Origin of the sequence: Brevibacterium aurantiacum (assembly GCF_003932995.1) — a bacterium.
GTDB lineage: Bacteria > Actinomycetota > Actinomycetes > Actinomycetales > Brevibacteriaceae > Brevibacterium > Brevibacterium aurantiacum.
In genome coordinates, this window is sequence record NZ_CP025333.1 from 3,967,818 (window position 1) to 3,986,571 (window position 18,754).

The 18,754-nt window shown below is 65.6% G+C and carries 11 protein-coding genes, 1 tRNA gene and 1 pseudogene; 5 read left to right on the top strand and 8 right to left on the bottom strand.

The window, feature by feature from the left end:
- Nucleotides 1–161: 161 nt before the first annotated feature.
- Nucleotides 162–989: an aminoglycoside adenylyltransferase domain-containing protein gene (locus CXR25_RS18235; protein WP_009882820.1), complete on the top strand. Its 828-nt coding sequence runs from the start codon at nt 162–164 to the stop codon at nt 987–989.
- On the opposite strand, the gene CXR25_RS18240 is transcribed toward CXR25_RS18235, so the two are convergent.
- The 4 genes from CXR25_RS18240 to CXR25_RS18255 form a co-directional block, all read right to left on the bottom strand.
- Entirely contained in the window at nt 982–1,590 is a 609-nt protein-coding gene (locus tag CXR25_RS18240) for a hypothetical protein (protein ID WP_096168422.1), read from the bottom strand. The genes CXR25_RS18235 and CXR25_RS18240 overlap by 8 nt on opposite strands.
- Before the next feature lie 334 nt (nt 1,591–1,924).
- Nucleotides 1,925–3,739 (bottom strand): selenocysteine-specific translation elongation factor, encoded by a 1,815-nt coding sequence (gene selB, locus CXR25_RS18245; RefSeq protein ID WP_164514001.1) that lies wholly within the window; start codon nt 3,737–3,739, stop codon nt 1,925–1,927.
- A gap of 1 nt (nt 3,740) precedes the next feature.
- A complete protein-coding gene (selA, locus tag CXR25_RS18250; RefSeq protein WP_101557581.1) occupies nt 3,741–5,099 on the bottom strand; it encodes an L-seryl-tRNA(Sec) selenium transferase in 1,359 nt (452 codons plus the stop codon).
- 51 nt (nt 5,100–5,150) lie between these two features.
- Nucleotides 5,151–5,245, bottom strand: a tRNA-Sec gene (locus CXR25_RS18255).
- A gap of 165 nt (nt 5,246–5,410) precedes the next feature.
- Between CXR25_RS18255 and CXR25_RS18260 the strand changes: the two genes are divergently transcribed.
- The 4 genes from CXR25_RS18260 (at nt 5,411) to selD (ending at nt 12,303) form a co-directional block, all read left to right on the top strand.
- Complete coding sequence (locus tag CXR25_RS18260; RefSeq protein WP_164514002.1) at nt 5,411–6,514, top strand: alpha/beta hydrolase; 1,104 nt, start codon at nt 5,411–5,413, stop codon at nt 6,512–6,514.
- A gap of 28 nt (nt 6,515–6,542) precedes the next feature.
- A complete protein-coding gene (locus CXR25_RS18265; protein WP_096158910.1) occupies nt 6,543–7,133 on the top strand; it encodes a class I SAM-dependent methyltransferase in 591 nt (196 codons plus the stop codon).
- A gap of 124 nt (nt 7,134–7,257) precedes the next feature.
- Complete coding sequence (locus tag CXR25_RS18270) at nt 7,258–11,220, top strand: phosphodiester glycosidase family protein (protein WP_125240859.1); 3,963 nt, start codon at nt 7,258–7,260, stop codon at nt 11,218–11,220.
- Nucleotides 11,221–11,316: 96 nt separating this feature from the next.
- Nucleotides 11,317–12,303, top strand: a complete 987-nt coding sequence (gene selD / locus CXR25_RS18275) for a selenide, water dikinase SelD (protein ID WP_096168419.1) — start codon at nt 11,317–11,319, stop codon at nt 12,301–12,303.
- Nucleotides 12,304–12,476: 173 nt separating this feature from the next.
- On the opposite strand, the gene CXR25_RS18280 is transcribed toward selD, so the two are convergent.
- The 4 genes and pseudogenes from CXR25_RS18280 to fdnG all read right to left on the bottom strand — a co-directional run.
- On the bottom strand, nt 12,477–12,707 hold the full coding sequence (locus tag CXR25_RS18280) for a hypothetical protein (protein ID WP_096157816.1): 231 nt from the start codon (nt 12,705–12,707) through the stop codon (nt 12,477–12,479).
- Nucleotides 12,708–12,867: 160 nt separating this feature from the next.
- On the bottom strand, nt 12,868–14,046 hold the full coding sequence (nrfD, locus tag CXR25_RS18285) for an NrfD/PsrC family molybdoenzyme membrane anchor subunit (protein WP_125240860.1): 1,179 nt from the start codon (nt 14,044–14,046) through the stop codon (nt 12,868–12,870).
- Nucleotides 14,043–15,191 (bottom strand): 4Fe-4S dicluster domain-containing protein, encoded by a 1,149-nt coding sequence (locus tag CXR25_RS18290; RefSeq protein WP_125240861.1) that lies wholly within the window; start codon nt 15,189–15,191, stop codon nt 14,043–14,045. The genes nrfD and CXR25_RS18290 overlap by 4 nt, the downstream gene beginning before the upstream one ends.
- 398 nt (nt 15,192–15,589) lie before the next feature.
- Nucleotides 15,590–18,751, bottom strand: a pseudogene (gene fdnG, locus CXR25_RS18295) (formate dehydrogenase-N subunit alpha); the annotation flags it as partial.
- Nucleotides 18,752–18,754: the final 3 nt, after the last annotated feature.

Here is an 18,754-nt window from a genome sequence, read left to right on the forward strand (position 1 = left end):
TCTCCTATGATTGCGAGCGAGAGGTACGGGTCGGTCTGTGGTCTCGCTCACGCTCCACCCTTTCGGAGTCAGGTGGTGGGTTTCAACGAATGCGTTCTCAACGGCAGTTGAACACTCCTTGTCCCGAGATCAAACTCGGAATTCGGAAGTAGCCTTGCTCCATGGACCCAACGTTGCCCAAGGACGTCGCATACGCGGTCGGTGCTTATCTGCGAAGCGCCGACCAACTGTTGCCGGGTGCGGTCACCGCATGCGCAGTCGGTGGTTCCATCGCCCTTGATGCCTACCGACCGGGCCGCAGCGATATCGATGTCATCGCCGTCCTCAGCGATGAGTGGAAGGGTCACCGAAGCCTCATGGCACGCCTGCGGCTTCTGCACCTGTCGCAGGTGCCTCGTCTGACTGCCCGTGCTGCCCGCGGTATGGGGTTCAGCGCCTGCTGCAACACCGTCTTCATCTGGGAGTCCGAGGTCGCGCATCCAGTCACCCAGATCCGACCGGTCGCGTCCCACGTCGGCGAGGTCTTCGACTCTCACGGTGCTTTCGACGTCAATCCGGTGATCTGGAAGGAACTCGTCGACGGAGGCATCTCCATCCGCGGCGGCCCTGTCTCGGACTGGGGTCTCGACCCGGAGCCCGGTGAACTCCGCAGCTGGGTGGCCCGCAACCTCCGCGAGTATTGGGCACCGCTGGCTGACAGCGCCCACAGTGGCCGACGCCGCCTATCAGCGGGAACTGTGGAGTGGTGCCTGGTCGGGCCGGCGCGAATGCACCACACCCTTCTGACCGGGGAGATCATCAGCAAGGAGGCCGCCGGAAGGCGTGCGCTCGAGGCTTTCCCCGACCACTCGGCGATCCTCGAGGTGGCCCTCGCCCGACTGCGAGGCGCCCCGCTACCGGCAAACCCACCTCGTGATCAGTGGCGCGGCCTGACTGCATCGGCGATGAGGTCGATCATCGCCGACTCCCCAGCCGACGACCTCACTTGATATCGTCGACGTCCTGGTTCTCGTCGACGAGCTGAGCTGCCAGCGGTTCCCACTTCGCGTACTCGTCAGGGTAGGCCGAGGACTGCACGTCCTGCGCGGCCTGGCCCGGGTCGATGGTCTCCCAGTTGTCGATCTGAGTGAGGCCCGGGTTGGGGCTGTCGGGATTGACTCCATAGAACGACTTCGACGCGAAGACGGGATCCTCCACCTGCTTGGCCGATCCCCAGTTCATCGAGGGGCGCTGCTGGAACGCTCCGACGGAGTCCCGGTCCCCGCCGTCGAGGCTCTGCAGGCTCGACTCCTGCAGTGCGGTCATCACGGCGATCGTCTGGGCCTTCTCCGACAGGTCCGCGCCCTTGCCGACGCCGATGATGGTGCGTGCATTGTCGATCTGCTCGGAGCTGAGCTCGTCCGGATCGTCGATGCCCACGGCCGTGCCGTCACCCTGGTCCTGACCGGGGCCCGAGGCATTGTCGCCCGGCTGGTCGACGGCTCCTGAGATCGGATCGGCCGAGGCCGAGGTCGCCGCAGCCAGGGAGAGACCCCCTGCGATGACGGCAGCGGACAGTGCAGTCACCGCAAATGTGCGCACGCGTTTCATCTGTTCTCACTTTCCTGTTGGATCGGGCGAGCTGCCCTGACGGCGTCCTGGTTAGGTCCGGTCCACGTCTGTCTCCTGCTTTCGGCACAGGGATGCTCCGGTAAACGCCTCACACCACACTGTCGGACACAGGAAGTCGGTTCAATGCCGAGAGGCTCATAGGTGGCTTCGTCTCGCCGCAACGAATCGGGAGGGATTCGTGAGCATCAGCTCAGAATTCGCTGACCGCTCTGCGGCACCATGCGCCGCCCGAACTCGCCCGTGACCCGGGTCTCGGTCTGCCCATCGGGTCGCTCGCAGGTGCGAGTCAGACTCCATTCAGGACGCCGATCTCCTACCTCACAACCTCGCGTGAGGTGTTGTCGATACGGCGGGTCCAACCGCGACCGTCGAGGTATTCGAGCAGGGGTATGACGACGCGACGCGTGGTGCCCAGAGCCTTACGAGCAGCGCTCGTCGTGAACGGCTGGTCCAGTCCCGCAAGCAGCCGCATCGCCTGTGCGGGTGTCCGTGGTGACACGACCACACCATCGCCGAGGCGCAGGAGTCGTCCCGCGGACTCGGCGACAGCAAGCTCCCGCACACCCAAACGAAGTTCTCGCAGGTCATCAGCTTCGGGGGCGGCAAAGGGATTGGCCGCCAAGCGTCGTTCCACTTCGGCGACACCCGCCTCGGCAGGGCCCAGATCCGCGGAATGCCCGGGAGGGCGGACCATACCCTTGACTGTCTCCAGGCCGGCGCGGGAGGCGATCGCGGCGACGAGTTCGCGATTATGATCACCGGGCAGCGAAGGGTCGAGGCGGCGCAGCTCTTCAGCCAATGCCTTCTCGGGGACGCCAGCTGCCAAGGGCTCTGCCGCCAGCTTCGCCTTCACGATGGACGCGGCCGCTTCCACCCAGTTCTCGAGGGTCGGCCGGTGCACGAGCCATCCCCCGGACGCATTCACCACAGCGTCAGACAGGTCCTCGGGCACACTCAGACCGAAGCGCACCAATCTGGCCCGTTCGACGGCTCCCCGGCGGGCCACCTCGGCGAGGATATCCCCGGTCTCCGGACGACCTTCCAGCTCACGGACTCGTCTGGTGCCGGCGCCTCGGCGGCTGAGTTCGGGTGGGTCGACGTCGAGGACGACGACTCCGGCGAAGACGTTGCGGCTGCCGGGGCTGCGCAGGACGATCCGGTCCGTGACCTGCAGCGGCAGCGGGCGTTCGAGCGTGAGGCGGGCGTGGTCGCCGTCGAAGGGCCGCATGTGCACCGGGACCGCGGCGGTGCCGATGTGGAGCATAAGCCCGTGCACGCCCTCATCGAGGAGTTGGCCCATGGTCCGGCGCACGTCGATGACCTCGACGATCGGCCACGCATCGTCACTGATGAGAGCGTCACCGCGGTGGATGTCATCGGCTGCGACGTCACGAAGATTCACGGCGACACGGGCACTGGGGACGACCACCTCGGCGGAGGAGTTCCGGCTCTGCAGACCGCGGACGGCCGTCGCCTCGTCCGAGGTCTCCCCGACGAGGCGCAGACGATCACCGGTGTGCAGGGTTCCGGCCGTGAGCGTGCCGGTGACCACGGTGCCGGCGCCCTTGATCGTGAAGGCGCGATCGACCCACAGCCGCAGTCGGGCCTCGGAGTCGGGGGCAGGAGCCTCGGCGGTGACAGCATCGAGCGTCGCGACGAGTTCGTCGAGACCGTCCCCGGTGGTCGCGGAGACGGTGAGCACCGGAGCATCAGCCAGCGGTGTGCCCCGCAGTTCGGCTCTGACCTGGGCCTCTGTCGCTGGGAGCGACTCGGGGGCGAGGTCCGCGCGGGTGATGACGACGAGGCCGCGGGTGATGCCCAGCGCGGTGATCGCGTCCCGGTGGTCACTCGACTGGGCCTGCCACCCCTTGTCCGCTGCGACGACGAGGCACACGATGGGGGCCGGGCCGACGCCTGCGAGCATGTTCGCGAGGAACTTCTCATGCCCAGGAACGTCGACGAAGGCGAGCTCCCGCCCGGACGGCAGCGTCGTCCAGGCGAAGCCGAGGTCGATCGTCAGACCCCGTTTCCTCTCCTCTGCCCAGCGGTCCGGTTCCATCCCGGTCAGGGCGTTGACCAGGGTGGACTTCCCGTGATCGACGTGGCCGGCGGTTGCGAGAACGTACATCTCAGGCATGGTTCCCACGAGCTCGGTTCACGGCCTCGCCGACTAGATCGTCATCGGCTTCGGGGACGCAGCGCAGGTCGATGAGGCATCGTCCCTGGTGAACTCGGGCGACGACTGCCGGGTTGCCGAGGCGCAGCGGGCGGGCGAGCTCCTCGGGCATTTCGACGGCCCAGCCGGGAAGGGGAACGCCGGGGGCTCCCCCGCCGCCGACGCGCCCGTCGTGGGCGACAACGGTCCCGGAGACGAGGCCAGCCAGGCGCTCAGAACGTTCCCTGAGCCGATCGACGTCGATGTGCAGAGCGTCCTGGACCGGGTTCTCGGTGTTCGCGACCGTGGCCTCGATTGCGGCCAGCGTGAGTTTGTCGGTGCGCATCGCCCTGGCCAGGGGGTGCTTCGCGATGCGCTGCACGGCATCGCTGCGGCCGAGGATGAGTCCGGCCTGCGGTCCGCCGAGGAGTTTGTCGCCGCTGACGATGACGACATCGGCTCCGGCGGCGAGCGCACTGGCGATGTCGGGCTCATCGGGCAGGTAGGGGTCGGGTTCGAACAGTCCGCTGCCCAGATCGGCGATGAGTGGGAGTTCATGGTCGTCGGCGAGTTCACGCAGCGCAGCGATCTCGACGGAGGCGGTGAAGCCTTCGACTCTGAAATTGCTCGTGTGGACCTTGAGCAGGCTTGCTGTTCGATCGGTGATTGCCTCGGCGTAGTCGTCGAGATGGGTGCGGTTCGTCATGCCGACTTCCCGAATCCGGGAACCGGTCGTCGCCATGAGATCGGGCAGGCGGAAGCCAGCACCGATCTCGATGAGTTCCCCGCGACTGACGATGATCTCGCCTGCCACCGACGCGTCGCTCGCACCGGCCGAACCGTCGTTTCCTGTCACCTCGTCACCGCGCAGCGCAGTGACCGCGAGCAGCAGCGCAGCGCCACCATTGTTGACGATCAGTGCGTCGTCGGCTCCCGGGCAGGCTCGCAGAATCGCCTGCTTCGCACCGATCCCCCGCTTGCTGCGTCGACCGGTCTCCAAGTCCATCTCGACATCGACGTAGCCGGCCGCACTGGCCACGGCCCGTCGCGCCGGTTCGGACAGAGGAGCGCGGCCGAGGTTGGTGTGGACGATGATTCCGGTGGCGTTGAGCACCGGGGTCAGTGAGGAGGCCGAACGGGAACTCAGGTGTTCGATGACGGTGGGGACCACCTCGGCGACGGGGATCTCACCGGCGCGAGCGGCTTTCTGAGCTTCGACGATGATCGCCCTGATCGTCGACTGGCTCAGCCTCTCACCTGCGGTGATGACCTCCGGGAGGTCGAGGAGGTGATCGGTGCGCGGAATGCTGCGCCGCGGATCCGTATGGGCCAAGGCTGCATTCTCCTTCACTGCGGTCGAGCGCGACGACACCGACGATGCTGGTGGCGGAGGCGGACGGGAATCGAACCCGCCAGACCGAGATACTCGGTCTCACCGGTTTTGAAGACCGGGGAGCCCACCAGGACTCGGACGCCTCCGTGAAGAATCCTACCCCGGCGTGCAGGGCCCCGGCTCCCCGCCTGGACAGGGACAACGCTGATTGTGTCCACACTGACCTCCGGGAGAGGCTTCTCGCCTCGAACGCAGAATGCTAGCCTGAAAGTGGAGGGGCGGCGCGCTCTCCGATGTCGAAGGGGACATCCATGCCGATCGGCTACATCATCACAATTCTCATCATCGGGGTGTGCACATTCACCGCCCTGATCAGGGTCACGCGCTTCGGAATCCTCGCCTTCTACCTCACGATGGTCATCAACGAGATCCCGCATCTGGCAGCACTCCTCCTCGTTTTCTCCACTGTCCTGGCACTCAGCGAAGGCGATGTGCACGGTCTTCTCGGATCCGTGCTGCTCATCGTCGCGGGGCTCGAGTTCGTCGGTCTCCTCGAACTGACCAGGCGAGCAACCCGTGCCCGGTCAGTGGTCGCCTCGACCGCTGCCGACCACGGTGTGCAGATCAGCAACGATGCGGCTCAAAGCTGGATACGACCGCTCGTCGTCCCGGTGCCTCTGCGGCCAGGGGCGGTCAAACGAATCGGACGCTTGCCCTACGGCGATCATCCTCGCCAGCGCCTGGACGTCTACCGGCACAGGAACGGTGATCTGTTCGGCCCGATCCTCGTCTACTTCCACGGCGGCGGCTATTCCTCCGGAAGCAACCGGAATGAGGGCCGCGTCCTACTTCATCGTCTGGCCGTTCAGGGCTGGACGTGCATCAGCGCCACCTATCGCCTGCGGCCCGACGCGGGATTCACCGACCATCTCGACGATGCGCGCGCTGTCCTGCGATGGGCCCGGGACAACTCCGAGATCCACGGCGGCGATGTCACGAGGATCGTCATGGCCGGCAGTTCGGCCGGCGCACATATGACCGCGACGACCGCGCTGGCTCCTCCGAGTTCCGCCGAGGCGGTGCCGCGGATCGCTGCCGCTGTGTGCTTGTACCCGTGGATCGGTCGATATTTCGGCCGAGGCGAGGACGAGTCACAGCCGTCAACGCCTCTGGCTCTTGACCCCTCAACGGCACCGCCGATATTCATCGCACACGGTGATCATGATTCCTGGGTTCCTGTCGAAGAAGCTCGAGCCCTGTACGACCACATTCGCACCGGGTCGCCGAACACGACCTGGTACGTCGAGCTGCCCGGCGCCCAACACGCCTTCGATGCTCTGTTCTCCTGGCGCAATGCCGCCATCGTGGACGGCATCGTCGCCTTCCTGGAACCATCGGCGATGCCAATGAACTGACCGATTCACGCCGATGAAAGGACACATCATGTCGGATTTCACTTGGGATCCGAACACCTACCTCGACGTCATGGCCGAGGAGATCCCCGACTACCGACGGCTCCAAAGTGAGCTTGCCGCAGCCGTCGCCGAGGCGGATCCGCGCACGATCCTCGACCTCGGGGTGGGCAGCGGGCTGACCGCCAGACGGGTCGCCGAGGCACTGCCGCAGGCTCACATCCACGGCATCGACGAAAGTGAGGAGATGCTGGCCGGTGCCAGGAAGGTTCTCGATCATCACCGCAGCACGCTGAGCCTCGGGCGGCTGGAGGATTCGCTGCCGAACGGTCCCTTCGACCTCGTCATGTCGACGCTTGCGGTGCATCACCTCGGCGGGGAGGGGAAGGCCGATCTGTTCTCACGGATCGCACGGGTCCTTGTTCCTGGCGGCCGGTTCGTGCTCGCAGATCTCGTCGTTCCACCCGATCCGGCAGATGTGATCACGCCGATCGACGGGGTCATCGACACCCCCAGCCCGCTGGCCGAACAACTCGATTGGCTGAGCGAGGCAGGGCTGACACCTCGCGTGGCCTGGCAGCACCGAGACCTCGCGGTAGTGGCGGCAGACATGGTCGATTGACAGACGGCGCACCCTTCACACCCGCTTTCACTCTTCTGACCGAGTTCACTCAGGGTTTGCTCAGGTGTTGTCATGGTCGCCTTAGGCTAGCCGGGTCTCCCCGCTGTCTTTCCAGAAAGACCCCATGTCTTCACACACCCTGCCTTCGTCGAGTAATGCCGCGTTCACCAGGTCATTCGTTCTCGTTCTCGCAGTGATCGCTGCACTCCTCGCTCCGGGGACGATGGGGCCGGGCGGACTCCTGGCCACCTCGGTGCCGGCGAGCGCTGCCCCGCCCAGCAATGAGGATCTGGGCAAAGACGGGTCGGTCCTCCGCTCCTCCGAGACGGAGCGGGTCGCACCGGGCCTCGAGGTCACGGACTTCTCGCGTCTTGAGGACGGTGGCTGGAACAACGGAAACGTTCTCACCGCCGATCTCACCACGGATTCCCTGTCCCTCGACGTCCGCGACACCGGCACGGTCGCCAGCCACGACACCACGAGCGAGATCATGAAAGGAGGCAAGAACGGTGCGAAGGCAGTCGCAGCGGTCAACGGCACGTTCTTCGATATCAACCACTCCTATGCCCCCATCTACACCTCGGTGAGCAGGAACGGAATGCGGATCGGCTCTCAGACTCCCAAACCGGCGTTCACCCTCGCCGACAAGAAGGCCGCTGTGACGATGCTCTCGGCGGCGGGCACACTGACCGCCGACGGAGAGGAGACAGACCTCGGTGGGCTGAACAATCCGAACCTGTCGAGCGATGCGATCGGCGTCTACAACGAGGCCTGGGGTGACTACTCCCTCAATCGGCCCGTCGGCGGACCCGATGCGATGGCAGAGGAGGTCGCGCGGGTCACCGTCGTCGACGGCGCCGTCACGAAGTCCTCCGGGATGATCGACGAGGCCGGGGATCCGGACGTTCCCGAGAACGGCCAGGTCCTCCTCGGACGTGACTCCGGAGCGAAGACTCTGTCTGAGCTCGAGGTCGGCGACGAGGTGGAGATCGAGATCGGCCCCAGCGAGGACGTCGACCTGGGCATCGGGGGAAGCCACCAGGTCCTCAAGGACGGCGAAGTCCCCGATATGGGCAAGGACAGCTTGGTGACCACCGCGCATCCGCGCACAGCCGTAGGCATCAGCAAGGATGGATCCGAACTGTTCGTGACCACGATCGACGGCCGCAGCGAATCATCGGGCGGAATGAGCCTCGACGATATGGGCGAGTTCTTCTCCGACATCGGCGCTCACAATGCCATCAATCTCGATGGCGGCGGATCGACGACGATGCTGGCACGCGAAGCCGGAGCAGATGCACCCGCGCTGCAGAATGACCCCTCCGATGGAGAGGAACGCTCGGTCGGCAATGCCCTCGTCTTCTACTCCGATGCGCCGGCACAGACCATCGACGACGCGCAGATCGAGCCCGTCATCGAAGACGAGGACTCCGTGTTCAAGGGGCTGCACCGCAGTCTCACAGGCACAGCTCTGGGCGCGAACCTCGAGCCGATCGCCGCTTCGGGCACCTTCTCTGCCGACGGAGGCGTCTCGCTCGCCGATGCGGATGAGGACACCGCTCGTGTAGCCGGCGACGCGACAGGGACCGGACGGGTCTCCTACCAAATCGGCGGTCACACTGCGCGACAGGAGCTGCGGGTGCTGGGTAAGGCCATCGGCCTGCAGCCGAGCACTCGCGCGATCAACCTCGAGAAGACGGGGGCGAGCGAGAAGGTGCGCGTCCAGGGCTTCGATTCTGAGGGCCGGCGCGCCCTCATCGAGCCACGGGACATCGATATCGAGTCCTCGGAGGGGCTCTCGACTGAGGACGACGGAACGGGCGGCCTCGTCGTCACCGCCGAAGGCGATTCGCCCACGGGATCGATCGGACTCACCGTGGGCGAGGCCACGACGACCATCCCTGTGACGGTCGGCACGGAATCGACCGAAGTGCTCGACTTCTCCGACCTCTCCGGATTCACCGACGCCTCGGACCGCGCGACAGGCTCCTTTACGGCAGGAGAACCCACCGATGACGGCAAGCCGAGCATCGACCTCTCCTATGACTTCACCACCTCCTCGGCGACCAGAGGCTACTACCTCGTCCCGAAGGAACCGGTGCCGGTCGAGGGCAACACCTTGGCCTTCGAGATGATGCTCCGCGGCGATGGTTCCGGTGCCTGGCCCCGACTGCAGGTGAAGACCGCCGACGGGACGACGACGAACATCGACGGGGACCATCTCACCTTCGACGGCTGGCAGAAGGTGCGCTTCACCGTGCCCGCCGGCCTCTCACAGCCACTGACCCTCGAGCGGATCCGCTTTATGGAGACTCGATCGGCCGAGAAGTACATGGGCGAAATCTCGATCGCCGACCTGCGCGCGGTCTCCACCCCGCAGACCGATGACCCGAAGACGCAGGCGATCCACGATCCGGCCCTGCTGAGCACCGGCTCCGTCGCGGGCCGACCCCAGCAGGTTGCTGTGATGAGCGATGCCCAGTTCGTCGCCACAGATCCCAACTCAGAATCGGTCGAGGGCGCGCGGCGGACCTTGCGTGAGATCCGCAGGGCCGACCCGGATCTTCTCGTCATCAACGGCGATTTCGTCGACGAGGCCTCACCTGCCGACTTCGAGCTCGCCGAGTCGATCATCGCCGACGAGTGGACCGAGGACATCCCCTACGTCTACGTCCCCGGCAACCACGAGATCATGGGCGGGGAGATCGAGAACTTCGAATCCGCGTTCGGATCACCGACAACTGCGAGGACCGTCGGACGCACGAAGGTGCTCACCTTGAATTCCTCGGCCGGGTCCCTGCACGGCAGCGACAGCGAGCAGCTTCGTGCACTCGAGGATGCCCTCGCTGAGGTGAATGAGAGTGATCATCTCACCGGCATCACCGTGTTCTTCCACCATCCTCCGCAGGATCCGCTGCCGTCGAAGACGAGCCAGCTCGGTGACCGTCGTGAGGCCGCGGAGTTGGAGAAGAAGCTCGGCGAGTTCCGGGAAAGCAGCGGAAAGTCTGCCGCGGTGATCAACGGCCACGTCGGAGTCTTCCACGGGGCTGCCGTCGAAGGAGTCTCGTACCTCATCAACGGCAACTCAGGGAAGAATCCGGCGGGCACGCCTGCCACCGGGGGATTCACCGGCTGGACGATGCTCGGCATCGACCCCGGCGTGGGTGAGGTCGGAGACAATCCGAGCACCGCCGACCGCGTGGGTTGGCTGGCCGCAGAGACGAGGCCGCAGGTGGACTCCATCTCCGTCGACGCGCCCTCATCGATGGTGGCCGGACAGTCCGCTGATATCTCCGCCGAGTTCACCCAAGGCGATCGCACCGTCCCGGTCGGCTGGCCAGCAACGGCACAGTGGGGCGGAGACGGTGTCGTCGTCGATGCCGGCGCCGAGGTGGATATGCAGAATGCGACAGGAACGAAGGTTCACGCCGAGGCGGCTGGATCCTCGGCACCCGAGGCGGCCTCCGAAGTGATCCGGATCAATCCGGCCACTGGAGAGATCACCGCCGAGAACCCCGGCACCGCAGTCGTGGAGGTGACTGTCAACAGCAAGACCGCGAAGACCACGGTCGAGGTCGCCGGAGACGGACCGCCTCCCGGACCAGGCGATGACGAGGGTGATGAGGACGCCGAAGGGTCTGACAACGGAGCCGATGAGGACGGAGCTTCTGCAACCTCGGATGACGGTTCGAACGACGACGGGGCTTCGGCAGGGTCAGAAGACGGCACATCTGCTGCATCGGGCGCCTCGGATGACGGCGGTGACGAGGCGAACGGTTCGGGCAGTGCGGACGGCTCGGACTCTGAAGTGTCTGCTGGCGGCTCGGATGACAGCAACTCATCCGACGATGGCTCCGATCAGTCCGGCAACAGGGACGGTTCGGCGAATGACGGCTCCTCTGCGAGCGGCGGCGCCGATCCAGGGTCGAATTCGGACGGTTCGGGCGACGGAGGCGGAGATCTGCCGAGAACCGGCGGGCCGGTGCTGGTGACGGCCGCTGTGGGCGCTCTGCTGGTCATCGGCGGACTCGTCATTGCGAGGCTCGCCCGTGCCCGCCTCGGCGGTCGGTCGGGGGTCCGACACTGATGCATCGGTGCCGCTGCCCCGGCGATCAGGCGGCGCCCGATCATGGTCAAATGAGCACCTTTAGCACTAGTCTCACCTCGGTGTTAGTCTCGCGGTATGACTGCCATCGATGATCGTCTGACTTCATTCGCCCACGGCGGAGGCTGTGCCTGCAAGATCCCGCCCGGCGAGCTCGAAGAGGCGGTCAAGGGCCTGACCGGCCAACCCGGTGCCGATGTCCTCGTCGGCCTCGACGACGGTGACGATGCCTCTGCCGTCCGGGTCCGCGATGACCTCGCGGTGCTCTCGACCGCTGACTTCTTCACCCCTGTCGTCGACGATGCCTACGACTGGGGGCGGATAGCGGCGGCGAATGCCCTGTCCGACATCTACGCGATGGGCGGGACGCCGATCACGGCGATCAACCTCGTCGGCTGGCCGCGCGAGAAGCTGCCGATGGAGCTGCTCACCGAGGTTCTTCGCGGAGGCCTCGACGTCGCAGCCCAGGCGAAGTGCCCCGTCGCCGGTGGGCATTCGATCGACGATCCCGAGCCGAAATACGGCATGGCCGTGACCGGCATCGCTCATCCCGATGAGCTCATGCGCAATGACGCCGCCGAGGTGGGCCTGCCCCTGACATTGACGAAGCCCATCGGTGTGGGCATCCTCAACAACCGGCACAAGCAGACCGGCGAATACTTCGCCGAGGCCGTTGCCACGATGACCGCGCTCAACGACGAAGCGGCACGTGCGGCATTGGCCGCAGGCGTGCGCGCGGCCACGGATGTGACCGGCTTCGGGTTGCTCGGCCACCTGTTCAAGATGGCTCGGGCCTCGGGCGTCGGTGCGGTCATCGACGCGGCTGCGGTCCCCCGCCTCGGCGGAGTCGATCAGTCGATTGCGGACGGGTATGTCTCAGGCGGTACTCGTCGCAACCTCGACTGGGTGCGTCCCAGCCTCACCGCCGACGACTCAGTGAACGAGGATGACCTGCTCCTCCTCGCCGACGCTCAGACCTCGGGCGGACTGCTCGTCGTCGGCGAGATTCCCGGTCAGCCGATCATCGGCGAGATCGTCGTCGGATCGGGCGTCCACGTGCGGTGACCCGTTGGGCACCCCTCACCGTTAGCGCCATAAGCACCCTGTGCAACAGGTGGTTTAGTCACTGGCAGGGCGGGGTGCACGGGTACCTGTATGCCGTGACGGCAAGGGTAGGAGATGGGGGCTGCGGGCACGGCGCACCTTCAAATCGTGGCAGACCCCTCCACTTCTTCCGCTCAGGAGGGCGTGACGTCCTCATCGCGGAAGCGCCGGAATCCGCTGGTGAAGAGCCAATAGAAGACTCCGGTCAAAAGCGCGCCGAGGATAACCTCCCACCAGCCAAATGAGCCGTGGCCCCAGCCGATCAGGTGCATGATGTACCGGACGACGGGGACGAGTACAGTCACGACCGCAGCTTCTTTGAGGCTGCGCCGGTCACTGAGCAGTTCCTTGATTGCGTCCTTCATAGACATCCCACGTTACTGCACATGCTGTATTTTGCAACACACGTTGCCGAAAGTCCTGAGCATCCCTCACCGGTGATGACGCAACACACCGTTGCGCCAGGTGGTGGCGCGGCTCCGGGTCAGCGGTTCCACCCACTGACTCCGGCAGTCCGCGAAGAGCCTAAACCCCGGTCGTGATCGAGTCGCCTGTGATGCCGCGGGCGCGGCGCTCTTCGAGGCGAGCGCGCTGCGGTTCGACGACGTGGCGCGGATCCTTCGTGGATTCGATGCCGGCTTCGAGGACCCCGAATCGCGTGTACGCCGAGGCGGCTGCGAGTGCTGTACCGGACACGACCGAAAGCGCACGCAGCGCTGTTCGAGTCTTCCAACCCGCACCCTTCCCCAGCTTCTTTGCGAACACCCTAGCCCCCACCTCGGCGGCGGCTGTTCCGATCGCACCGGCGATGAGCAGCTTCTCCGCCCGGTGGAGCTTGTGGCCGGGTTCGCCCTCTTCGAGAGGATCCACCTCGGCGGGGTGCATGCCCTTCTTCATCCGATCCATCGTGATCGCCTCTCCGGCGGCACCGACCAGAGCGAGCAGGCGTGCCGGTCCGTTCTCCCGCACGGGAGCCAGAGCCATCGCAGTGCCTCCGGCAGCCACTGCGGCCGAGGACACGAAGACGTAGGAGAGACCATTGCGGCCAGCAGCGTTCCAAGTGGGGACCGCGGTGTCGCCGAGGAGCGCTCCGGTGTACGCGGCCAGAGGAGTGGCGAAGAGTGCCGACTCGAGCGCGGCAGGAGTCTCGAAAGCATGGAGAATTCGACGCAGCGGCCCCAGCGGAAGCCGCAGACCGGTCAGCCGGTCGACTTCGATCGCGGCAAGTACTCCCGAGCCGACGCCGAATCCGGAGAGAATCCAGGTGCCCAGGCTCATGGGCGAGCTGACTTTGAACACGCGCATCATGTTGAGGAAGCGTTCGGGACGGCCGAGGTCAGCCACGAGTGCCGCTCCCCCGACGCCGGTCGCGGTGATCGCCGTGAGCCTGGTGGCGATGCGCAGACCCGGGCGGTCGCTGAACTGGGCGCCGAGGCCCAAGAGGCTCGAGCCGCCGGCCAAGCCGCCGAGGAACAGGTAGAGCGCGATCTCATCGCCCCATGGCGGAGCCTTGACGATGGCACGTCCGTAATAAGAGGAGAATTCGACATCCTCGACCATCGGCATCTCACGGTTGCCGTCGGCCCCGCGGTTCTTCCAACCCTGACCGCCGCCACGGCCACCGGGGCGACCGCCTCGGCGACGCTTCTTCCGTCCGCGATCGAGCTCAGGTGGGCGGTAGGAATCGTATTCGGATGTGCTCAACGCCGGCTCCCGAGGAACGCGAGTCCGGCGGCAGCGACCATGCCGAGTGCGGCCATACCCGCCTTGGCATACATCTGGGGCAGGTCCTTCGTGGGCACCCGCGGATCCGGCGGCAGGCCATAGACCTCCGGCTCGTCGAGGATGAGGAAGACAGATCCGGTTCCGCCGACGCCGTCGTTCGGGTTGGCGCCGTAGAGACGGGCCTCGGTCATGCCCTTCGCGTGGAGGTCGGCAACGCGGGTGTGGGCCTTGTCGACCATGTCCTCGTGGTCGCCGAACTTGATCGACTCTGTCGGGCAGGTCTGCGCACAGGCCGGTTCCTGGCCATCGACGAGGCGGTCGTAGCAGAGCGTGCACTTGTTGGCTGTGTTCTTGTCCGGCACGTCCATATCCGCGGCCTTGCGGTCATCGCGGTCGGTGGGCGTGTTGATCGTGCCGTCATCACGGCGTTCGATGACGCCGAAGGGGCAGCCGGCCACGCAGGTGCCGCAGCCGTTGCAGACATCGTTCTGCACGACGACCGTGTCGAATTCCGTGCGGAAGAGTGCACCCGTGGGGCACACGTCGAGGCAGCCAGCGTGGGTGCAGTGCTTGCACACGTCTGAGGACATCAGCCAGCGGAAGTCAGCGGTGTCCGGTGGCGTCGTGTCGAGCTTGGCGATGTCCTCCGGGTCGCTCGGGCTCAGGGCTCCTGGTGCCAGCAGGTCGATGCCCATCGGCGGTGTCGTGGGTAGACCACCGCCAGTGGCACCGGCCCCGTTGGATCCGGATTCCGCGGCGCCCAGTGCGCCACCGAGCGGCTGCGTTCCTGAGTTCTCGTCCGTGCGGGGTCGGATCGTCGGCATGCCGAGGTTGACGAGTTTCCGTCCGGATTCGCGGGCGGCTTCGATCCGCTCGGAGTCCTGTTCGATGAAGGCGACGTGACGCCAGGTGTTGGCGCCGAGGCTGCCCGTGTTGTCATACGAAGAGCCGAGGAGTTCGAAGGTGCCGTCCTGCGGATTGTTGTTCCACTCCTTGCAGGCGACCTCGCAGGCCTTACAGCCGATGCAGATCGACGTGTCGGTGAAGAACCCTTTGCGCTCGTGCGCGGAACCATGCCAGTGCCCGTCCGCAACGGCGTCGTTCTCGACAGTCGAAGTCGACATCAGTCCTCCTCCTCGTTTCCTCTATTGTCCACGGTAGTCGTGTCAGCAGCCTCGTCCTTTCGGCCGCTGATGTCACGTGCACCCTCGCCGAGGTTGCCCTTCTGAGCGCTGTCCGCATCCTTGCCGATGTAGCCACGGTCCGGATCCCCGTCGGTCGGGTCCCCGTCGTCCGCGCGGTTCGCGCCCACGGTCTCGGTCCTGTTCTCGTCGATGGAATCGGCGGGTCGAAGATCGACACGACCCGAGCGGTCGTCGGCACTGTCGGTCGCTTCTCTTCCGAAGGTGCGCCCGGGGGTGACACCGACGGCGGAGTCGCCGCCGCGATGCGGATGCCCGCCCTTGCTGGCCGCAGAATCAGCGGCGAGCGACTCGGCGACCACCGCGTCGGAGACGGTGACGAGCTGGTTGCCCGATTCGGGACTCAGCCCGGCCTCTCGCTGATACTTCTCGACGAAGTCGACGAGTTCGGGTCCGCGCGGACGCCTGCCCGGCATGATCGTTCCGGCCACGTACTTGCTGTTCTGGATGAACACGTTGGGGTCCATCGTGACACCCAACAGGTCATTCGCAGAGTCGCCTTCGACCGTGGCATCCCCACCTACACCCCAGTGATAAGGCAGGCCGATCTGGTGGATGGTCTTCCCGCCGATCGTCAGCGGCGCCATTCGCCTGGTCACAAGCACGCGGGCCTCGATGGCTGCGCGCGGGGAGACCAGAGTGGCCCACCCATAGGGCTCCAGGCCCACCTCGGCGGCGAGCTCTGGCGAGATCTCGCAGAACATCTCGGGCTGAAGTTCTGACAGGTAGGGCAGCCACCGAGACATGCCACCGGCGGTGTGGTGCTCGGTCAGACGGTAGGTCGTGAACACGTAGGGGTAGACCTCGGAACCGGGATTGCCGGCACCTGGCGCGGACAGGTTGTCCTCACGGCGCATGACCAGGCGCGTCGGTGAGCTCTGCTGATCGTAGAGCGGGTTGTCAACCGTCGATTCCTGCGGTTCGTAGTGTGTGGGCATCGGTCCGTCGACCATGCCGCTGGGTGCGAACAGCCAGCCCTTGCCATCGGCCTGCATGATGAACGGATCATCTCCGTCAAGATTCGCAGGTCCGCCGTGGGCCTGATCCGATCGGGCCGAGGGTGCGCGATCGATCGGGAAGTCGGGCACATCCTTGCCCGTCCACTTGCCGGATTCCTCGTCCCACCAGACGAATTTCTTCCGCTCCGACCACGGGGTGCCATCCGGTGCCGCCGAGGCGCGGTTGTAGAGGATGCGGCGGTTCGCCGGCCACGCCCAGGCCCATTCGGCGGCGGTCTCGTCCTGCTCTGTGCGGGGCTTGCGCCGGGCGGCCATGTTCTGCCCGCCGGCGTAGATGCCCGCGTAGATCCAACAGCCGCCCGCGGTAGAGCCGTCGTCGGTCATCTGGTTGAAGTTGTCGAGCGGCTGCCCGTCCTTCTCTCCACCGACGTAGTAGCCGTTGATCTCGGCCAGCACCGATTCGGGGTCGACCTCGCCCTCCTCGTCGACCGGGTAGTCCCAGGTCATGTCGAGGAGCGGACGGTCGCGAGGGTCGGTCGAGTCCTTCAGCTTCTCTCGCACTCGCTGACCGAGTTCGAAGAAGAAGTCGAGTTCGCTCTGTGCGTCACCTGGCGGGTTGACGGCCTTGTGCCGCCACTGAACGAGGCGCTGCGTCTGCGTGAAGGTGCCGGCCTTCTCCGTGTGGTTGGCTGCGGGCATGAAGAACATCTCGGTCTCGATGTCCTCGGTTGTGAGCTCACCGCTGGCGATCTCCGGACCGTCCTTCCACCAGGTGGCGGACTCAATGAGCCGGAAGTCGCGGACGACCATCCACTTCAGGTGGCTCATCGCCATGCGCTGCATCCGACCGTTGGCTGATCCCACGGCCGGGTTCTGGCCCAGCAGGAAGTAACCGTCGACACCATCGTTGAGCATGCGGACCTGCGTCTGATAGGTGCCGTGGGCGCCGTTGATCTTCGGCAGATAATCGTAGGCGAAGTTGTTCTCCTTCGTCGCCGCGTCGCCCCACCACGCCTTGAGCAGGTTGGTGGCGTAGCTGCGCCCGTTGGCCCAATAGCCCTTATGGGTCTCCGGGGTGCCCACAGCGGCGACGTAGTCGTCGAAGGTCTCGTGAACTCCTGCACTGGGCATCGGCAGGTAGCCGGGCAGCAGGTTGAACAGGGTCGGGATGTCGGTCGAGCCCTGGATCGTGGCGTGCCCGCGCAGAGCCATGATGCCGCCGCCAGGTCGGCCCATGTTGCCCAGCAGGAGCTGGAGGATCGAGGCGGTGCGAATGAACTGCGCGCCCAGGGAGTGCTGGGTCCAGCCCACCGCGTAGGCGAAGCAGGTGGTGCGTTCGCGTCCGGAGTTCTGGGTCACGGACTCGACCAGATATTCGAAGTCGGCGGGTTTGATGCCGCAGTTCTCGGCCACCATCTCGGGTGTGTACCGGGAGTAGTGACGCTTGAGAATCTGGAACACCGACCTGGGGTCGCTCAGGCTCTCATCCCTGACCGCCCGGCCTGCTTCGTCGGTCTGATACGACCAGGTCGAGTTGTCGTAGGAGTTCGTGTCTGGGTCGAATCCGGAGAAGAGACCGTCCAGGTCCTCCGTGTCCTGATAGTTCTCGCTGATGAGGTTCGTGGCGTTCGTGTACGCACGCACGTACTCGTCGAAGTGCAGACCTTCGCTGAGGACACGGTTGATGAGCGCGCCCAGCAGCACGATGTCAGAGCCGGCCCGGATCGGGACATGCTTATCGGCAATCGCGGTGGTGCGCGTGAAACGAGGATCGACGTGGATGACGCGTGCACCCCGGGCCTTGGCCTCGGTCACCCATTGGAAGCCCACTGGATGGCACTCGGCCATATTGGATCCCTGGATGATGATGCAGTCGGCATTCGCCATATCCTGGACGGGTTGTGTGGCGCCGCCTCGCCCGAACGAGGTTCCCAAACTGGGAACCGTGGCGGAGTGTCAAATACGCGCCTGGTTCTCGATCTGTATCGCCCCGGCCGCGGTGTAGAGCTTCTTCGCGAGGTAGTTCTCCTCGTTGTCGATGGTCGCCCCGCCGAGGCTGGCGATCCCCATCGTGCGCCGCAGAGGGTGGCCCTTGTCGTCGAAGTCCTCCCAGTGATTGCGGCGGGCTTCGATGAAGCGGTCGGCGACCATATCGAGGGCGGTGCCCAGATCGAGCTTCTGCCAGTCCTTGGCTCGTGGTGCTCGGTAGAGGACGTCGGTGATGCGTCCGTTGGCGTTGACCAGCTGTTCGCTGGCCGCGCCCTTGGGGCAGAGGCGTCCGCGAGAGATCGGTGAGTCCGGGTCGCCTTCGATCTGGATGACCTTGTCATCCTTGACGAAGACCTTCTGACCACAGCCGACGGCGCAGTACGGGCAGACCGACTGCACAACCTTGTCCGCGGTGGCATTGCGTGAGGTGGTCTCCCGCGTCTTCTGGGACACCACTGATTCGCCGCGCCCCGACGCATCGGAGGATCGCAGCTGCCGGATCACCGGCCACTCGAGAGGACTGAACCGAGCCATGGC

Coding starts and splice junctions, on each gene's coding strand:
- CXR25_RS18235 (WP_009882820.1), top strand. CDS start 162: ATGGACCCAACGTTGCCCAAGGACGTCGCATACGCGGTCGGTGCTTAT.
- CXR25_RS18240 (WP_096168422.1), bottom strand. CDS start 1,590: ATGAAACGCGTGCGCACATTTGCGGTGACTGCACTGTCCGCTGCCGTC.
- selB (WP_164514001.1), bottom strand. CDS start 3,739: ATGTACGTTCTCGCAACCGCCGGCCACGTCGATCACGGGAAGTCCACC.
- CXR25_RS18260 (WP_164514002.1), top strand. CDS start 5,411: ATGCCGATCGGCTACATCATCACAATTCTCATCATCGGGGTGTGCACA.
- CXR25_RS18265 (WP_096158910.1), top strand. CDS start 6,543: ATGTCGGATTTCACTTGGGATCCGAACACCTACCTCGACGTCATGGCC.
- CXR25_RS18270 (WP_125240859.1), top strand. CDS start 7,258: ATGTCTTCACACACCCTGCCTTCGTCGAGTAATGCCGCGTTCACCAGG.
- selD (WP_096168419.1), top strand. CDS start 11,317: ATGACTGCCATCGATGATCGTCTGACTTCATTCGCCCACGGCGGAGGC.
- CXR25_RS18280 (WP_096157816.1), bottom strand. CDS start 12,707: ATGAAGGACGCAATCAAGGAACTGCTCAGTGACCGGCGCAGCCTCAAA.
- CXR25_RS18290 (WP_125240861.1), bottom strand. CDS start 15,191: ATGTCGACTTCGACTGTCGAGAACGACGCCGTTGCGGACGGGCACTGG.